This is a genomic window from Pseudomonas sp. GW821-FHT09A09 (assembly GCF_059418405.1).
Genome location: NZ_JBWKPU010000008.1, coordinates 140,280 through 157,637, shown reverse-complemented (window position 1 = coordinate 157,637; position 17,358 = coordinate 140,280). Strand labels below are relative to the sequence as shown.

Annotated in this window: 14 protein-coding genes and 1 pseudogene; 4 read left to right on the top strand and 11 right to left on the bottom strand. The window is 61.0% G+C overall.

All coding sequences use genetic code 11. From position 1 onward, the window contains the following. Nucleotides 1–17: 17 nt before the first annotated feature. Nucleotides 18–521 carry a DUF6622 family protein gene (locus AC07OV_RS09400; RefSeq protein WP_494996609.1) on the bottom strand — a complete coding sequence of 168 codons (504 nt, stop codon included), beginning with the start codon at nt 519–521 and terminating at the stop codon, nt 18–20. Between the two features lie 201 nt (nt 522–722). Between AC07OV_RS09400 and AC07OV_RS09395 the strand changes: the two genes are divergently transcribed. Next, nucleotides 723–2,747, top strand: coding sequence for a c-type cytochrome (locus AC07OV_RS09395; RefSeq protein WP_495092101.1), 2,025 nt, complete (start codon nt 723–725; stop codon nt 2,745–2,747). Here AC07OV_RS09395 and AC07OV_RS09390 read toward each other — a convergent pair. Next, entirely contained in the window at nt 2,744–3,994 is a 1,251-nt protein-coding gene (locus tag AC07OV_RS09390; RefSeq protein ID WP_495092100.1) for a 2-aminoadipate transaminase, read from the bottom strand. The two genes, AC07OV_RS09395 and AC07OV_RS09390, sit on opposite strands and share 4 nt — an antisense overlap. An 89-nt stretch (nt 3,995–4,083) precedes the next feature. After that, nucleotides 4,084–4,977 (bottom strand): LysR substrate-binding domain-containing protein, encoded by an 894-nt coding sequence (locus tag AC07OV_RS09385; RefSeq protein ID WP_495092099.1) that lies wholly within the window; start codon nt 4,975–4,977, stop codon nt 4,084–4,086. Nucleotides 4,978–5,121: 144 nt separating this feature from the next. On the opposite strand from AC07OV_RS09385, the gene AC07OV_RS09380 reads away from it, so the two are divergent. Then, entirely contained in the window at nt 5,122–6,150 is a 1,029-nt protein-coding gene (locus AC07OV_RS09380; RefSeq protein WP_176996990.1) for an amino acid ABC transporter substrate-binding protein, read from the top strand. On the opposite strand, the gene AC07OV_RS09375 is transcribed toward AC07OV_RS09380, so the two are convergent. The 7 genes and pseudogenes from AC07OV_RS09375 to AC07OV_RS09345 form a co-directional block, all read right to left on the bottom strand. Further along, nucleotides 6,151–7,164, bottom strand: coding sequence for a sensor domain-containing diguanylate cyclase (locus AC07OV_RS09375; RefSeq protein ID WP_494996612.1), 1,014 nt, complete (start codon nt 7,162–7,164; stop codon nt 6,151–6,153). Nucleotides 7,165–7,341: 177 nt separating this feature from the next. Then, a complete protein-coding gene (locus tag AC07OV_RS09370) occupies nt 7,342–7,650 on the bottom strand; it encodes a helix-turn-helix domain-containing protein (protein ID WP_495092098.1) in 309 nt (102 codons plus the stop codon). Between the two features lie 11 nt (nt 7,651–7,661). Further along, a pseudogene (locus tag AC07OV_RS09365) lies at nt 7,662–8,003 on the bottom strand (type II toxin-antitoxin system RelE/ParE family toxin). Between the two features lie 190 nt (nt 8,004–8,193). Beyond that, a complete protein-coding gene (locus AC07OV_RS09360) occupies nt 8,194–10,086 on the bottom strand; it encodes an alkaline phosphatase D family protein (RefSeq protein ID WP_495092097.1) in 1,893 nt (630 codons plus the stop codon). A gap of 654 nt (nt 10,087–10,740) precedes the next feature. After that, nucleotides 10,741–12,984, bottom strand: coding sequence for an ATP-binding protein (locus AC07OV_RS09355; protein ID WP_495092096.1), 2,244 nt, complete (start codon nt 12,982–12,984; stop codon nt 10,741–10,743). Continuing rightward, entirely contained in the window at nt 12,981–13,595 is a 615-nt protein-coding gene (locus tag AC07OV_RS09350) for a biliverdin-producing heme oxygenase (RefSeq protein ID WP_494996616.1), read from the bottom strand. The genes AC07OV_RS09355 and AC07OV_RS09350 overlap by 4 nt, the downstream gene beginning before the upstream one ends. A gap of 195 nt (nt 13,596–13,790) precedes the next feature. Beyond that, nucleotides 13,791–14,171 (bottom strand): response regulator, encoded by a 381-nt coding sequence (locus tag AC07OV_RS09345; protein WP_176996995.1) that lies wholly within the window; start codon nt 14,169–14,171, stop codon nt 13,791–13,793. 199 nt (nt 14,172–14,370) lie between these two features. Between AC07OV_RS09345 and AC07OV_RS09340 the strand changes: the two genes are divergently transcribed. Next, complete coding sequence (locus tag AC07OV_RS09340) at nt 14,371–14,913, top strand: demethoxyubiquinone hydroxylase family protein (protein WP_494996617.1); 543 nt, start codon at nt 14,371–14,373, stop codon at nt 14,911–14,913. A 38-nt stretch (nt 14,914–14,951) separates the two neighbouring features. Further along, the gene (locus AC07OV_RS09335) at nt 14,952–15,326 is read left to right on the top strand and encodes a c-type cytochrome (RefSeq protein ID WP_176996996.1); all 375 of its coding nucleotides are present in this window, start codon (nt 14,952–14,954) and stop codon (nt 15,324–15,326) included. Here AC07OV_RS09335 and AC07OV_RS09330 read toward each other — a convergent pair whose 3' ends face one another. Then, a complete protein-coding gene (locus tag AC07OV_RS09330; protein ID WP_495092095.1) occupies nt 15,327–17,348 on the bottom strand; it encodes an LTA synthase family protein in 2,022 nt (673 codons plus the stop codon). Between the last annotated feature and the right edge of the window lie 10 nt (nt 17,349–17,358).

Here is a 17,358-nt window from a genome sequence, read left to right as displayed (position 1 = left end):
GGGGGAGGGGGATCAGGTCAAGGCAGCACGCTGCCCACCTTGCCACGCAACGCGGCCAGCGCCCGGTGCAGTCGCACGGCCCGCCCGCAGAACAGACCAACGGTAAACCCCGAGACCGCGCCGACCGCCACCAGCATCTCTGGCGTGCTCAACAGCAACGGGTGCACCGCCTGCTGGTAGCCGAAGTAGTACTTCACCGCAAAGAACAGCTGTGAGATGAGCAGGGTTTTCCAGGTGCCCGCCAGCACCAGGGTTTCGCCATTGGTATCGAGGTGCGCGCCGTTGGCGTTGAACAACCGCATGCCCAGCAGGCTGCCCACGATGGCGCCGCCCACCCAGGCGCTGCTCGACAGCAGCGAAGGCGCCAACGCCATCAGCGACCACACCACCAGCACCACCGGCAGGATCATCAACGAGCGACGACTCTCACGCCCACCCAGGCAGGCCTTGATGCCGTAGTAGCAAATCCACAGGTAAACGGCATAGACCCACAGGGGCGTGCCTTGGAGGATGTCGAGCATGGGGTGCGTCCGTGCGGTAGGGGCGAGCGGTGGATAGTCGTCGAGCGTTCAGGGGTTTGTCTATCGAATTGAGCCTGACCCACATCAAAACGCCATGCCGACAAAACCGTTACAACACAGAGGCCTGATGAACCCATAAAAATGACCACAGACCTGCGCCGAGGGGACCACCCCACGCCGGGTTATTAAAGGATTAATGTGATGGCGCTTTCCCTCTCCCGCCTGGCCTTGCTGGGGGCGACGCTGTGTCTGGCGCTACCCTTGCACGCCAGCCCACCCGATACCCCGTTGATCGAACACGGCCGATATGTTGCGCAACTGGGCGATTGCATCGCCTGCCACACCGCCCAGCAGGGCAAAGTGATGGCCGGCGGGCTGGCGTTGAGCACGCCCATGGGCACCATCTACTCCAGCAACATCACCCCGGACCGCGAGACGGGTATCGGCGCCTACACCTTCGAACAGTTCGACAAGGTGATGCGTGAAGGCGTTACTCCCGCCGGTATGAACCTGTACCCGGCGATGCCGTATCCGTCCTACGCGAAGATGAGCGAAGCGGACATGCGCGCCTTGTACGCCTACCTGATGCAGGGCGTGGAGCCCGTGCAACAGGCCAACCTCGACGCCGACATGGGCTTCCCCTTCAACCAGCGTTGGGGCCTGGCGCTGTGGAATTTTGCCTTTCTCGACAAGCAACCGTTCACCCCGGACCCAGCGCGCAACGAGGTGCTCAACCGTGGCGCCTACCTGGTCCAGGGCTTGGGGCACTGCGGCTCCTGCCATACCCCACGCGGCATCGCGTTCCAGGAAAAGGCCATGAGCGATGGCGGCCGCAGCGGCCGGCATTACCTGGCGGGTGAAACCGTCGAACATTGGCGTGCCTTGAGCCTGCGCAACCTGTGGACCGTGGAGGACACCGTGCAACTGCTCAAGACCGGGCAGAACCGCTTCGCCACGGTGGCCGGCAACATGGCGGATGTGATTCACCACAGTACCCAGCACTTCAGTGATGACGACCTCACCGCCATCGCCAGCTACCTCAAATCCCTGCCACCGGGCAAAGACGACCTGCCGATGCCCGGCGTCGCCCGCGTCCCGGCCGCGCCGCCTGCCGATTTGTTCACCAGCCGGGGCGGGCTGGGGTACATGCAGTTTTGCAGCGACTGCCACCGTGCCGATGGCGCCGGGGTGAAGGGCCTGTTTCCACCGTTGGCCGGCAACCCGAGCATTGCGTCCAACAACCCGACGTCGTTGCTGCACATCACCCTCACCGGTTGGGAAACCGCGCAAACGGCGGCCCACCCACGGGTCTACACCATGCCCGGTTTCGCACGCCTGGCGGACGCGGAAATTGCCGAGATCCTGAGTTTTGTGCGCACCCGCTGGGGCAATGAAGGCACGCCGATCAGCGCCGCCCAAGTGAAGAAACTGCGCGACCAGCTCAACCCGGCCACCACCGATTCATCGGCGTTCGAAACCCCGCGCCTGGCTGATCTGCTCGCCGCCCCCAACGCTGACCAGGTGGTGCGTGGCATGCGCCTGCACCTGCAAACCAAGGCGTTGCTGCCGGATAACGTGGGTAACTCACTCAATTGCACCAGCTGCCATCTCAACGCCGGTACCGTGGCGGACGGTTCGCCCTTTGTCGGCGTGTCGGCGTTTTTCCCCAGCTATGCGCCGCGTGCGGGCAAGGTGGTCAGCCTCGAAGAACGCATCAACGGCTGCTTCCGCCGTTCGATGAACGGCACGCCGTTGGCGCCGCAATCGGCTGACATGCAGGCCATGGTCGCGTACTTCGACTGGATGAAAAACAACACACGGCCCGAGGACAAAGTGGCGGGGCGCGGTGTGGGTAAGATCGACCTGGCGATCAAGCCGGACCTGGCCAATGGCAAGGCGGTCTACGCCAAACAGTGTGCGGTGTGCCATGGCGATAACGGCCAGGGCTTGGCGCGTGCCGATGGGGAACTGGTGTACCCGCCGCTGTGGGGCGAGCAGTCGTTCAACATCGGCGCCGGCATGGCCCGCCCTTACACGGCAGCGGCGTTCGTCAAACGCAACATGCCGATCGGCTTTCACGAAAAATTCCCGCTGGGCCAGGGCGGTCTGACGGACCAGGAGGCGGTGGACGTGGCGGCGTATTTCTCGGGGCAACCGCGCCCGGACTTCCCGGATAAGGTCAAGGATTGGCCCAACGGCGGCAAACCCGTCGATGCGCGCTACTAGTCCAGCTGCTTGAGGCAGGCCTCGAGAATATCCAGGCCTTCTTCGAGTACTGCAGGCTCGATGGTCAGTGGTGCCAGCAGGCGGATGATGTGCCGCGATTTGCCGCTGGGCATCAGCAGCAAACCGGCGTCCCGCGCCAGGCTCAGCAATTGAGCCAGTTGCTTCGGCGCGGGTGAACCGTCGGCGTTGGCCAGCTCAATGCCGCGCATCGCTCCGACGCCGGTCAATCGGCCTAGGTAAGGGGTGAGGCCTTGTGCGCGCCAGCTGTCATAACGGCTGAGGATGGCTTCCTGCTGCTGTGAGCCCCAGGCTTGCAGGTGTTCATCGGTCATTGCATCGAGGGTGGCCAGCGCCGCTGCACAGGCGATGGGGTTGCCGGAATAGGTGCCGCCCAGGCCGCCCTTGGGCAGGTTGTCCATCAGCGCTTTGCGCCCCACCACCGCACCCAGTGGTACCCCACCGGCAATGCTTTTACCGAGCAAGAGCAGGTCCGGTTCGATGCCCAGGCGCGAGAACGCAAAACGCTGGCCGGTGCGCCCGAAACCCGACTGGATTTCATCGGCGATCAGCAGGATGTTTTTCTCGTCGCAGAAACGCCGCAGCGCCTGGGCGAACTCGACATCCAGGGCGAGGAAACCACCTTCGCCCTGTACCGGTTCGATGATGAAACAGGCGACATCGTCCACGTCGATTTCCACGCTGAACAGGCGCTCCATCGCCTTCAGGGCCTCGGCGCAGCTCACGCCGTTATCGGCGCTGGGGTAGGGCAGGTGGTACACCGGGCCGGGCAGCACGCCGACTTTTTGCTTGTAGGGAGCCACCTTGCCATTGAGGTTGAGGGTGGCCAGGGTACGCCCGTGGAATGCGCCATCGAAGGCGATCACCGCCGTGCGGCCGGTGGCGCCGCGCACGATCTTCAAGGCGTTTTCCGCGGCCTCTGCGCCACTGTTGGTGAGCATGCCGCTGACCGGGTAGCTTACCGGTATGAATGCGGTCAGACGTTCCATCAGCTCAATGTAGGGCGCATGCGGGGCGGCGTTGAACGCGTAGTGCGTGAGCTGGGTGGCCTGTTCACGAATCGCCGCGACCACGCCGGGGTGGCAGTGGCCGAGGTTGAGCACGCCGATGCCTCCAACAAAGTCGATGTAGCGCTTGCCCGTGGTGTCCCACACTTCGGCGTTCTTGCCGTGGCTGAGGCTGATGGGGTGGACGATGGAAATCGATTGGCTGATGGTTTCGCGGCTCATGAATCGTGGACTCGGCAATGGCGGGCGTCTTTTTATCTAAGCCGTGCGCCCGGCCTTGCCGCAAACGAAATAAAGTCGCCGGGTCATTATTAAAAGTCGGGATGTGCCTTGATGTAGCTCACCATCCACTTCAGGAAGGCCTTCACTTTTGGCACTTCGCCGGCGTGTTCGGCGTGGGCGATAAAGTGCGCGCCGGCGCTGGGCATCGTGTAATCCCACGGGACCATCAGGCTGCCGTTGGCCAGCTCTTCGGCCACCAGGTATTGGGGCACCAGTGCCACACCGTAGCCCGATTGCGCGGCGCGTATGCACATGTAAAACGTGTCGAAACGCGGCCCGTGGTAGCTGTTCTGCGAATGCAGGCCCTGTTCCAGGAACCACTCGTGCCAGGCCTCCGGGCGCGAGGTGCATTGCAGCAGGGTGTGGCGCGAGGAGGCATCGCTGCCGTCGGCGACAAACCCCGGTGCACACACCGGCACCACGGCCTCACGGAACAGCTCGATGCACGTTGCCCCGGGCCATGAACCCTGGCCGAAGAAAAACGCGATATCGGCCTTGGCCTGCAGCACGTCGAAGGGCTCCAGCTCATTGCGCACATCGAGGTGGATGTTCGGGTGCTTGGCCGCGAAATCCTTGAGCTTGGGCACCAGCCAGCGGTCGCCGAAGGTCGGCTGGGTAGCGATGCGCAGCACTTCGGTCTCGCCGCCGTAGGTGAGGATGTAACGGCTGGAGATGTCCACCTGGGTCAGGATCTTGTGCACCTCGGCCAGGTACAGCGAACCCGCCGGTGACAGGTACAAGCGCTGGCGCACCCGTTCGAACAGGTTGTGGCAAAGCATCTCTTCCAACTGCGCGACTTGTTTGCTCACTGCGCTCTGGGTCAGGTGCAGTTCTTCGGCGGCGCGGGTGAAGCTCAGGTGGCGGGCGGCGGCTTCGAAGCATTGCAGGGCCGTCATCGAAGGGGTCAAGCGTTTTGAAATCATGCAGTTCATTCCAAATCGGAAGGAGCCTTTGCCTAAAGGTCGTTTGTGGCAGCGCCGTAAAGCCGTGGATACTGCCCGGCAGCACTATAAACCGGCGCGGGCTGTGAGGCGCCGAATAATAAGGAATGACAGGGAGTGCCTTGCATGAATCCATTCAAAACCACCTTGGCCGTACTCGGCACTAGCGCCGTATTGGGCTTGGCCGGCACCGCGCACGCGGGCGCCACACTGGATGCGATCCAGAAGAAAGGCTTTATCCAGTGCGGTGTCAGCGACGGCCTGCCAGGCTTTGGTGTGCCGGACAGCAAGGGCAAGATGACCGGCATCGACGTGGATGTGTGCCACGCCGTTGCAGCGGCCGTGTTTGGTGACGCCTCGAAAGTGAAGTTCAGCCAACTGACCGCCAAGGAGCGCTTCACCGCGCTGCAATCGGGCGAAGTGGATGTGATCTCGCGCAACACCACCTGGACCAGCTCCCGCGACTCGGGGATGGGCCTGGTGTTTACCGGCGTGACCTACTACGACGGCATCGGCTTCCTGGTGAACAACAAGCTGGGCGTGACCGGTGCCAAGCAACTGGACGGGGCGACTATCTGTATCCAGGCCGGCACCACCACGGAACTCAACGTGTCGGATTACTTTCGCACCAACGGCATGAAATACACACCGATCACCTTCGACACCGCCGATGAAAGCGCCAAGGGCCTGGAATCCGGACGCTGCGACGTGTTGACCACCGACCAATCGGGCCTGTACGCCCAGCGTATCAAGATGGCCCACCCGGACGAGTTCGTGGTGCTGCCGGAAGTGATTTCCAAGGAGCCGCTGGGGCCGCTGGTGCGCAAGGGCGATGATGAGTGGTTCAGCATCGTCAAATGGACCCTGTTCGCCATGCTCAATGCCGAGGAAATGGGCATCACCTCGCAGAACGTCGAGGAGCAGGCCAAGACCACCAGGAACCCGGATGTGGCGCGCTTGCTCGGTGCCGACGGTGAATACGGGCGGGACCTGAAACTGCGCAAGGATTGGGTGGTGCAGATCGTCAAGCAGGTGGGTAACTACGACGAAGTGTTCGAGCGCAACATTGGCCAGGGCAGCGTGCTGAAGATCAAGCGCGGGCTTAATGCCCTGTGGAGCCAGGGCGGTATCCAGTACGCACCGCCCGTACGGTAGCTATTCCGACGCGGTGTCCTTCCCTGCCGCTTTGGCGCGGTACAACGCCTGGTCGGCTCGCGCCATCAGTGCGGCAGGGGATTCACCGCTATGGCGCTCGGCCAAGCCCAGGCTCAGCGTCACCTTGAAGTCGCCCACGGCAGGCATCCGGGTGATCTGCTGGCGAATGCTTTGGGCCACGCCCTTCGCCGCTTGCAGGTTGCTTTTGGGCAGGATCAGCATGAACTCGTCACCACCCCAGCGGGCCAACAGGTCGCCGGGGCGCACGCACGCCTCCAGGTTTTGCACGGTGCGAACCAGCGTCTGGTCACCGACCGCGTGGCCATGTTTGTCATTGATTGGCTTGAAGTCATCGAGGTCCATGGCCACCAGCGTCAACGGCAGACGAAAGCGCTCGGCGCGGTCGCATTCTTCCAGCAGCACTTTCTCCAGGCGGTAGCGGTTGGCCACGTGGGTCAGGGTGTCGAGTTCGGCCAGGGAGCGGTTTTCGTCGAGCTGCACTTGCAGTTGCTGATTGACTCGCGATAACTCGCGAGTGCGCTCGGCCACCAGGGCTTCAAGGGACTGGTTGCGCCGTTCAAGCTGCTCGATCGATGACTTGCGCGTATGGATATCGCGGTGCGCACCCACCATGCGCGCCACCGTACCGTCGGGGTTGCGTGCGATCACGTAGCCGCGGTCTTCAATCCACAGGTAGGAGCCGTCTTCCTTACGGCAGCGGTATTCCACTCGGTACTGGGGCGCACGGCGGCTGATGTAGTCATCAAACACCGTCATGACTTGCGGGTAGTCTTCGGGGTGGATCACGTTCTCCCAGGTGAACACAGTGTTCTCCAGGGAGTGGCGGGGGTAACCGAGCATTTCGTACCAGCCGGGGTTGCGGTAGACGAACCCGGTATTGGCGTTCCAGTCCCAGATGCCGTCGCTGACCAATTCCATCACGGCATGCAGCATGTCGGCATTGAGGTCGGAAAAGTCATTGCGCAGCGGCTTGCTGTCGGATGTATCGTCCATCTGTACGCTTCCTGCGTGGGCTGGCTCCCAAGGCCAGTCAGGGTTGACGCCGATACTCCGTGGCTGGGGCTACTGTACAACGGGGCGGGTGTGGTTTGAATAGGGTGGGGGCGATGCTTTAGTAGGAGGCAGGCCGCTGCTCTACTGAACGGCAGAGTGGTTTTTGGCCCGGGGGCTTTAAACCAGGGGCGCGCCCGGTTCGGTATCGGGCACCAGGCGCACTTCTACGCGTTGGCCCAGCGCCCGCGCTGCGCTCGCCAGGGTCGCCAGGGTCATGCCTGCATCGTTTTGGTCCAGTGCACGATCGACTGCGGTACGGCTGGTGTGCATCCGTTCAGCCAGGGCTTTTTTGCTGACCTTTTGCACCTTCATCGCTTCCGCCAACTGCCAGGCGATAACACGCTTTAATGCGGCTGCGGACACCTCTTCTGTGAGCCCTTCGTCGTCAAGGAAATCATCAAAACTGGAACCAATATGTTTGTTCATTGCGGCGTCCCTCATAGCTTGCTTTTGCGACGTCTGGCGGTGTCCAGGTCGACGGATGGAGTTTTCTGGCTCTTTTTGATGAACCCGTGCAGCAGGATCATTTCATGATCAACCAGAGTGAACAGCGTCCGTGCAATGGACTCACCGAGATCGCTGCGAATTTCTCAAAGGCGATGTTCGAGTTTTCTAACCAGCGGCATTCCCTGCGGCCACCTGAATTGGACTGATTTGATGTCAATGCCTATGAATTTTCTAGACTCCCTGGGCAAACCCATCAGCCATTCGCGTACAGGTTCATTGCCCGCTTGAGTCCGATAAAAAGCGACGTTCAACACAAGAAGGAGGTGATTCAAAAAGAGTGCACCAAAATAGGTTCATATGGCAATCGGCGATTGAGGGCGCTTTTCGCAAAGTCCCGTCAGAGCCTGGCACTTTTTTTGTGAAGGAAAGAACAGAAGATTTTTTCAAGAAAAATCATTAAAAATAATTAGTTAGGATGTTTCTTTGGCTGGGGTGATGGTGCGTCTGCGCATGTAAGACCGTTCACTCAGGCGCCACCATCCTCGTCCGAGGCTTGCCATCCGCGTTGTGCTGGTAAATCGCCTCAGGCTGCCCCTGCTCATTGAAAAACACCTGGCCTATCCCTGCGCTGTTCCACAGCCGCTCGCCAGCTTCGGCATGCTCGGGAATATGGGGCACCACCTGCAGGGCACGGCGGCGGGTGAAGCCGTTGAGGGGCGAGCGTGGCGAGTAGAGCCAACGGTTGAGGCGGTCGAACCATTCCAGCAGGCGCGGCGGGAATTCGTTCTTGATGCCGCTGCTGGTGATCTGCCAGATCCTGGGGCCCGCGTTGCGGTACCGGATCAGCACTTCGTACACGAACGAGTAATGCACATCGCCCGAAAGAATCACGTAGTTACCCGGCGTACGGGAGTGGCGGAAGATGTTGAGGATCGCGTGGGCGGCGCCGCGATGGGCCATCCAGTTTTCCGCGTCCACCAGCAATGGGTGGCCGCACCAGCTGAAGACTTTCTGCACGGTTTCGATCAGCTTGACCCCGAAGATCGGCGCCGGCGAGACGATGATGGCCGAGGGATGGTCCAGCAGCTCTTGTTGCAGTTCGCTCAAGGCTTCCCAGTCGAGCAGGCCAGAGGGTTGCTTGAGGGCGAACTCACTGCGCCAGCGTCGGGTGCGGGTGTCGAGCACCACCAGGGCCGGGGTGGTCGGCAGCACGTAGTGCCAGTGCTGGAATTTCAGCAGGGTCTTGAGCAACTCGTCCTGTGCGGTTGCGTCCAGGTGGCTGTCCTGCGTCCGGGTGGTCAATGCCTGAATCTGGTTCAGCAGGTCGTCAAACACATCCGGCTGGTTACCCCAGCCCTGGCACAGCAGATAAGCGAGCAAAGCATTGCCGATGATGCGTCGGGAAAAGGGATGGCTGTAGGCAGTTTGTTCCCACTGGGCGCTGAGGTTCCAGTCGTCGGTGATGTCGTGATCGTCAAAGATCATCAAGGTGGACAGGTGAGCGAATACCCGTGCAACACCGGGCAGTCCTTGGCGGAATTGGTCGATCTGCACCTGCTCGTGGGCGTAGCGCTGTTGTTCGGCTGCGCTCAGCGTCGGGGCCTGCGTGTCGATCAATGTCCAGGGGGTTGGCGACCAGACCAGCAAGTACATCGCGATCACTTCGGCGAAGGTCACGAGATGGTTGTCGGCGGTGCTGCTGGTAAAGATCGGCTTTTTCACGCCACCAAAAAAGCGTTCGCGCAGGGTCTCGTTGCTGTCCAGCGCAGGCAGCAGGTCGGCGCGATGGTAATAACTGGCGCGATGCCTGTAGAGGCTGGTGCTGTCGTCGACCACCGCACCTTCCAGGTATTCATCGAACAAGCCCAGGCGTGCGATCAAGGCATGAATCGCACGCAACATCGGCCCGGCGACATCGTCGGCGTAGATCTGGTCACCGCTCATCATCAGCAAGGTCGGGCGTTCGGCCGGGGTATGGGCTTCGGCCAGCAGGCGGTCGACACAGAGCAGGCCTTCGTCGGCGCGGTGATGGGGCTTGCGGCAGGAACCGTGGACCAGTTGGTGAATACGGCTATGTACAACGAAGTGGGGCATTGAGGCCCCTGCGTAAAGCAAGTGAGGGGCCCACTCGGCAATACCGTGATTGTCGATCAGCACATCAAAGCCGATGTCGACATCGCAGGGCATGTTCTCGGCCAGCGGCACATCGATCAGATAGATAAAAGCGTGACGACCGACGGCAATGACCTGGCTATGAGCAGCCAAGGGAATAGCCAGGGTTGTGTGAGGAAGTTGCAACTTCAGGGTCAGCGTCAACTGCCGACTGGCCACGAGCCATATCACCAGGCGCTTGGGTTCTACACGGCGTAGCAAAGGGCCGGCGAGTATGGAGGGTAGCGATGATGACGCTGGCATCAAACGGATAACTCAAGTTAAGAGGTAGGCCGGCAGGGTACAATAATGAATGTAGAAGTTTCGTTAATAGGTGGCGCTGTATAAAAAGGCGTCGGCGAGAAAATAGAAAAGCAGCGTATTGAACGCTGCTTTTCAACAAACTACTTATCGGGCGGTAGGGTTACAGTATGTTTCCCCGGCCGAGGCTGTCCATACCTCCGCCATTGCGCCTGCGGGGCTTGTCTGCACTGGAGGTGGTTTCAAAGGCCGAAACCTGAAGGTCTTGCTCTTCAAGGCTGCGCTTTTGGCGAGAATGGGTGGATGGGGTGTGTTGAGTGTCTGGGTTAACAGGGAATTGAACGGGGTAAGTGCTGATAGCGCTGATCATAAGGGTGTCTCTTTTTTAAAAGTTGATAATGAGTTCTACATGGCATGTTCTTCCCTGTAACAGTGCGGGAGTTAAGTTAGTTGTTTTTGTTCGGGCAGGCGAGGTCGCGAGTGTTGCGGGTTGTAATGTGCTGGGTAGAAGTTTTTTGATAAAAAAGTTAAGAGTGTGTGGGTTGTTTATTAACTGTTGCTTAACGGCGTCAGTGTTCAGGTGCGCGGATGAATACAAGGTATTTATCCGGTAAGAGGGGAGGCCGGGGCAGCAAGGCTGCCCGGCGGGGTGATCGATTATCGGTGTACGTCGTCTGTCACTTTAGGCACCGTGAACCGGAACTCGCTGCCACGGCCCACTTCACTTTCAGCAACAATCTTGCCGCCATGGGCCTGGACGATGCCTTGTGTGATGTACAGCCCAAGACCGCTGCCGGTCGGATTGTTTTCCGTCTGTGTCCAATAGCGGTCAAACACGTGAGGCAATTGTTCCGGCGCAATCCCTTCGCCGGAATCGCGCACCGAAAACACAATCTCCTCGCCATTGCTCATGGCGCTGATGCCGATATTGCCTTGGCGCGGGGTGAACTTGATGGCATTGCCGATCAGGTTCGACAGTACCTGGAACAAGCGCTCCGGGTCGGCGTTGATCTGCAGGCCCGGTTCGGTGTTGAACGACAGGTCGATGCCTTTTTCCATCGCCAACGGCGCCAGCAGTGAATAGGCCTCTTCAAAGATCTGGCTGACATCCAGCGGCACCGGCTTGACCACATAGCGCCCGGCTTCGATTTTCGAGGTGTCGAGCAAGTCTTCCAGCAGCACGTTCATGCGCCCGGCCGCTTGTTGCATAGTGTCGATGGCTGAGGAAATCCGTCGCGAGGTGTGCGGGCCGTCGGAGCTGAAAGCCTTTTGCATCATGCCGCACAGCATGGAGATCACGGTCATCGGGTTGCGCAGGTCGTGGGAGACTACCGCCACCAGCTCGTCACGAGCGCGCACGGCTTGTTGCTCGCGCAACACTTGGCGGGCCAGGTCGTTTTCCAGGGCTGAGCGACGCAGGTCATTGGCGGCAAAGCGGTCGCCGTGGCTCCACTTGGTGGAGATGCCGGCCATTTCCACTTTCCAGATTTCAAACGATGTGCGTGGGCGAAGGCGCAAGCCCGCGTCGGAGTTTTCCAGGTCCAGCGGTTTGCTCGGGTCGCCACTCCAGTTGATGTTCTCTTTGACTTCCGGGCGGAACCACAGCACGCCGTTATCCACAGGCTTGGGCAGGCTCATGGCCAATACGCCGCTGGCCACTTGTTGATACTCGGCGGCAGGCGGGTACACCGACGCCAGGTTGTGGCTGGAAAACACCGGCTCGCCGGTCTCGATCAGCCACTTGTGCAGGGCGCGAATCTGCGCCGGCTCCGGGCAGTTGCCATAGCGATGCAGTTGTTTGTCTTCGATGATCGCCACACCGCCGGCCAGGGCCAGGTCCATCAGCACTTGCGGCTGTTGGGCGAGGCCGTCGAAGACGTTTTCTTCGCTGGCCTTCATTGCCTGAGCCAGCAGGGCCAAGGCCTCGACCTTCTCTTCACGCTGACGGCTCAGGTCCAGGGCTTCCATGGCGCTGATCTGCAACGACAGCACCTGGCCGATGGTCTGGCAGGCTGTGCGTAGCTCATTGGGCACCAGCAACGGCTCGCGGTTGCCGCAACTGATCAGGCCCCACAGGGTGTCGCCCTTCATCAACGAAATGCTCATGGACGACAGCACGCCCATGTTCTGCATGTACTGGCAGTGAATCGGCGACACGCTGCGCAGCGTGGCGAAACTCAGGTCCAGCGGCTGGCCGGTGTCCGGGCGCAGCTTGGGCAGCAGCGGCACCGGCTCATAGGCGGCATTCGGGATGATGCGCAGCCAGTTGGTGCGGTACAGCTCGCGGGCCTGCTCCGGAATGTCGGACGCGGGGAAGAACAACCCGTTGAACAGCTCCATGGACGGCGCCGATGCCTCGGCGATCACCTGGCCGTGGCCTTCCTCTTCGAAACGGTAGATCAGCACCCGGTCATAACCGGTCATGGCCTGGATTTCATTCACGCTGATTTCGTACAAGGCTTGCAGGGTTTTCGCTGACTGCAGGCGCTGCAACATTTTGCCCAGGTCGCTGGTGCGGCCGTTCAGTGCGCGTGGTTTGAAGTCTTCAATACGGGGTTCGAATTCCAGCACCAGCACGTTCTGATGGCGATGCAACAGACCTTCGAAGGGGGCGCCGTTGAGGGTGACATGCAGGGGCGGCGCGTCGAAAAAGCTGTTGCTCTCAGCCATGGATTGCACAGCGTTAGCGTGTTCAACCCCCAACAGAGTGTGCAGAGGCTTGCCTAGCAGCGCCTCAGGCGCCTGGCCGAACAACGTGCCCACGTTGGCGCTGACCTGGATGATATTCAGGTCGGGTTCCGACAAGGTCAGCAGCACACCGTGAGGTTGGATCGCTCCCGGAAAACGGATGGGCTCGTCGGCGCAGTTGGCAAGCAGCTCTTCAAAATCTTCGGGTTTCATAGCAGTACCTCCTGGCGGTCGAGCCATTGCTCAAAGCCGCTGAATGTCGAACGGGCAGCCTCTACCGCGTGCTGTTTGGCGGATGCATCCAGCGGCAGGCGGCCCAGGTAGTCGAGAAAGTCTTTCCAGCGCCGTCCGGTCTCGGCGCCATATACGTTGAGAAACGCGCCACCGTTGTCAGCATCCAGGCCCAGGCGCTGGGCCATTTCCCGGCGCAGCACTTGTCCGCCCAGCGTCGCGCCTTCGAGCACGTACAGGGCGCCGAGGCAGGCAGCGGGAGTGTTGAAGGTGGGCAAATCGGTGCAACGAGGCAGGGCGTCGAGGGTGTCGTTGTCCAGGCCAAGGGCATGGAGGTCTCTCACCAACGTTGGCGTTTTCACGCGCATCACCGTGTCGAAACCCTCGGGGATCAAACCACTGTCGTACAGCGCTGTTTCCATTGGGCGGTAAAAGCCGTAGTACGCTTGGAGCAGTCGTCGATACCAGTTGGCATCCAGGCGCTCGGAGAAGAACGGCAGGCGTTTTTCCAGTGCAACATGCAACAGGGCAGTACCTGTACGCAATGTTTCCAGCAGTGAGGGCGCACTGACGTCATGGGCCTGTGAATGCATGCAATGAGCTCGAACAGTGGGCCTTGCGGCCATGAATGACGCGTGAAAATGGGCGACGATTCTACACAACTCATTGCCGTCGGCTGTACGCACAAGGCGAAAAGCCTGACCAGCGGATCAGAAAAGTCGCTCCTTGCTCATTGAATGACCACAACTCCCCGTCTCAAGTTCGGTTTAAGTGATATCGCCGGGCTATCAATGCATGGACGATCCTTGTTGAGTCAATGCCGTTTGCACACATTCAAGCAAATGCTCGGCGCTCCAGGGCTTGGGCAGGAAGCGCACACTGCTGCCCAGTTGCGCCGCCAGCTTGGTATTGCCGGACGTCAGCACCACCGGCACTGACGGCCAGCGGTGGGCCACGACCCGGCTCAAGTCATAACCGTTGAGCAAACCTGGCATCTGGATATCGCTGACAATCAAGTCCACCGGGTCATCGGCCCGCTCCAGGAAAATCATCCCTTCATCTGCCGAAGGAAACGAGGTGACATGGGCACCGAACTCCTCCAGCACGTCCACCATCAACGAGCGAATGATCTCGTCGTCTTCCAACACTAAAATCGATGGCTGAGCCATGATCCTTACTCCACCATCAGGGTTCAATTGGGTGGAGTGGGACAGGCCTCAATAGGTTCGATTGGATATGCGCTAAACGATGGGTGGTCGTGCAGAGGCTCTGGCTTGCGCGGTTGCCGGGTGTTACTGCACGATACCCGCGCATCAACTACAGAGGACCGGCCTGACCTCTCACAGGCTTTCGCACAAGGCTGCCCCCGTGAATGCTCCCGTTGCCCCACTTATCGACCACGACCTCGGCAACCGCATGATCAAGGTCGACCATGCCGGTGAGCATGGCGCGATCTGTATCTACAGCGGCCAGCTGTTCATGGCGCGTTTTTTTGCGCGTGGCATGGTGGCCGAACTGCAGGAATTTCTCTCCCACGAGCGCCGCCACCGCGCGGTGTTCCAGGCCGAGTTGCAACGCCGCGCTTATCGTCGCTGCCGCAGTTATTGGCTGTGTGGCCTGGGCGGCCTGGTGCTGGGGGTGGTGACTGGCCTGTGCGGGCGCAAGGCGATTGTCGCCACGACGGTCGCGGTCGAAAGCGTGGTGCTCAAGCATCTGGCCCATCAACTGCACACCTTGCAGGGCATCGACCCCTTGGCGGTGGCTGCTATTGCGTCCATCGTCGAGGAAGAACAACACCATCATGACCACTCGGCCGCGCAGATTGATGAGCGCGACCCGTGGTTCCGGGCGCTGGCGCCGGTGGTCACGGCATGGACCGAAACCGTGATCTGGATGGGCATGCGCTCCTGATTGGGCATAATGACCGCTACTTTGATGTGGAGCCTTCCATGAAACGCCTCGCCTTGTTGACCCTTGCCATGATCCTCAGCGCGCCGGCCTTCGCCGCCGGCGATGCCGAGGCCGGTGGCAAGCTCTTTACCAAGACCTGCGGCGGCTGCCATAGCATCGGCGAAGGTGCACGCGGCGGCTTCGGGCCGCAGCTCAACGGCATCATTGACCGCCCGGCCGGCACCACCACCGACTATCAATATTCCGACGCGATGAAGAACTCGGGCGTGGTCTGGACCCGCGACAAACTCGCCGCCTACATCGAGGCGCCAAAGAAAGTCGTCAGCGGCACGCGCATGATTTTCTGGGGGATCAGCGACCAGGAAAAAATCCAGGACATCCTGGCGTACCTCGAGACATTCCAGGCCAAGTGATCACTCGCGCACATTCCTGAACAGCATCAGCCGCGCACTCTCATGCAGCCCGCGCGTCAGCCCCTGCAGGCGCTCGAACTTTTCGGGATGTTGCTGCGCCACGTCTTCCCTCGGTGTTTGCGACGCCAGGTCGTGCAGGGTGGGTGAACTGCCGTCGTGCTGCATCTGCAGCAGGAAGTCCTTGGTCACGCCACCAATCACTGGGAACGTGCCCTCCTGCAACACCAGCGGCACCATGCGTTCGCCTTCCGGTGCCGGTTGCTGGATGTCGCGGCCCATGGCGCGATTACGAAACGGCACGCCCGCCATACCCGCCACGGTGGGCAACAGGTCGGCCAGGCCCACGGCGTCTTCGATCACGCGAGGCGCCAGGCCGGGGGCGTGGATCAGCAGCGGCACGTTGTTACTCTCCAGGCCCAACTGTTCGAAGGCGGGCGCCATGTGCGGGATCTGGCTGATGCGGGTGTTGTGGTCGCCGAAGAACACAAAGATGCTGTTGTCGTACCAGCCACCGGCCTTGGCGATGTCCATCAGGCGCCCGATGTTGTAGTCCAGCAAGCGCACGGCCTGGTACTGCTCGACGCTGCGGGAGCCAGCCGCCTGCACTTGTTCCAGCGTCACGTCGGCTACCTGGAACCCGTCGTTGTGCTTGGGGATGGTGAACGGCCGGTGATTGCCCGAGGTTTGCAGGAAGGCAAAGAACGGCTGGCCGTCGGGCACGGCTTGCAGCAGCGCGTCGCTTTCCTTGAACAGGTCGAGGTCGGAGATGCCCCACACATCCACGCGGGACGAGCGCCAGTGGCTTTCCTCAAACAGCTGTACGCCGTCGATGCTTTGGCGGATCAGCGCGTTGATGTTCGCCCAGCCGGCGTTGCCGCCAATCATGTAGAACTTCTGGTAACCCTCGAACGCGTTGATCAGCGTGTGTTGCCGCGTGATCAGCGGGTTGCGCGTGGCCGTCTCTTGGCGGGTCACGTCCGGCACCCCGGTGATGCTCGCCCACACCGTCTTGGCGGTGCCAGTGACGGGCACGTAGAAGTGTTTGAAAAACAGGCTTTGCGTGGCCAGTTTGTCCAGGTTTGGCGTGGGGTTGAGCGGGTTGCCATAGGCCCCCACGGCACTGGTGCCGAGGGATTCGAGCATCACGAAGATGACGTTGGGCGGCTGGCTGCCGGCCAGGCGATAGGGCTGCACGCCTTGCTCCCGAGCGAAGTTCAGGTGCGCGGCGTCAGGTTGATCGACGCCCAGGTAGTGGGCGACTTGCGGGTACAGCTCGCGCACTTTGGCCTCGTTGAACTGCGACTGGCCGACCTTGAGCGTGTCGTACAAAAACAGCACCGGGTTCAAGCCCACGGCGGCCACTTGGCTGTCGCCGGAAAAGAATGCATCGCTCCAGCGCAGCGGTACCGGGTTCTCCAGGTTGAGGTTGGCCACACGGCCGAGCAGGGCCAGCAGCACGGTGATCACGCCGACCACTGAAACGGCGACCAGCGTCGGTTTGCCGATGGCCTTGGGTTCGAGGTCCAGGGTGATTCGTTCCAGGCACACCAACGCCCACACCCACAGCGCCACAGCGGCCAGCCAGCAGGTGGTTATCCACAGCACCGGGTAGGTTTCCCACACCATCTGCTGAGAAATCTGCGCATCTTGCAGGTAACGCAGCACCGTCGCATTGATGCGCACGCCGAGGTAGGCGTAGTGGCCGAAGTCGATGATGTACACCAGGCCGACCACCGCCAGCATCACCAGCAGATAACCCCGCGCCAGCCAGCGCAGGGCGGGCAGGGTGGTGAGGTTCCAGCGCGGCAGCCACGCCAGCACGGCCAGCGGCAGCAGGATCAACACCGCCAGGCGCAGGTCGAAACGCAGGCCGATGCCCAGGGTTTCGAGCAGCGCGGGCGTGTTGAACTCGAGGCCCGAAAAGCCCACCACAAACACCAGCCGCAAGGCGGCCAGCAACACAAACACCAACCCGATCGCGCCCACGCCGTAGCGCAGGCGGCGTGATTGCAACGCACTCATTTTTATCCCC

Coding starts and splice junctions, on each gene's coding strand:
- AC07OV_RS09330 (WP_495092095.1), bottom strand. CDS start 17,348: ATGAGTGCGTTGCAATCACGCCGCCTGCGCTACGGCGTGGGCGCGATC.
- AC07OV_RS09395 (WP_495092101.1), top strand. CDS start 723: ATGGCGCTTTCCCTCTCCCGCCTGGCCTTGCTGGGGGCGACGCTGTGT.
- AC07OV_RS09345 (WP_176996995.1), bottom strand. CDS start 14,171: ATGGCTCAGCCATCGATTTTAGTGTTGGAAGACGACGAGATCATTCGC.
- AC07OV_RS09360 (WP_495092097.1), bottom strand. CDS start 10,086: ATGCCAGCGTCATCATCGCTACCCTCCATACTCGCCGGCCCTTTGCTA.
- AC07OV_RS09335 (WP_176996996.1), top strand. CDS start 14,952: ATGAAACGCCTCGCCTTGTTGACCCTTGCCATGATCCTCAGCGCGCCG.
- AC07OV_RS09370 (WP_495092098.1), bottom strand. CDS start 7,650: ATGAACAAACATATTGGTTCCAGTTTTGATGATTTCCTTGACGACGAA.
- AC07OV_RS09355 (WP_495092096.1), bottom strand. CDS start 12,984: ATGAAACCCGAAGATTTTGAAGAGCTGCTTGCCAACTGCGCCGACGAG.
- AC07OV_RS09385 (WP_495092099.1), bottom strand. CDS start 4,977: ATGATTTCAAAACGCTTGACCCCTTCGATGACGGCCCTGCAATGCTTC.
- AC07OV_RS09375 (WP_494996612.1), bottom strand. CDS start 7,164: ATGGACGATACATCCGACAGCAAGCCGCTGCGCAATGACTTTTCCGAC.
- AC07OV_RS09390 (WP_495092100.1), bottom strand. CDS start 3,994: ATGAGCCGCGAAACCATCAGCCAATCGATTTCCATCGTCCACCCCATC.
- AC07OV_RS09380 (WP_176996990.1), top strand. CDS start 5,122: ATGAATCCATTCAAAACCACCTTGGCCGTACTCGGCACTAGCGCCGTA.
- AC07OV_RS09400 (WP_494996609.1), bottom strand. CDS start 521: ATGCTCGACATCCTCCAAGGCACGCCCCTGTGGGTCTATGCCGTTTAC.
- AC07OV_RS09350 (WP_494996616.1), bottom strand. CDS start 13,595: ATGCATTCACAGGCCCATGACGTCAGTGCGCCCTCACTGCTGGAAACA.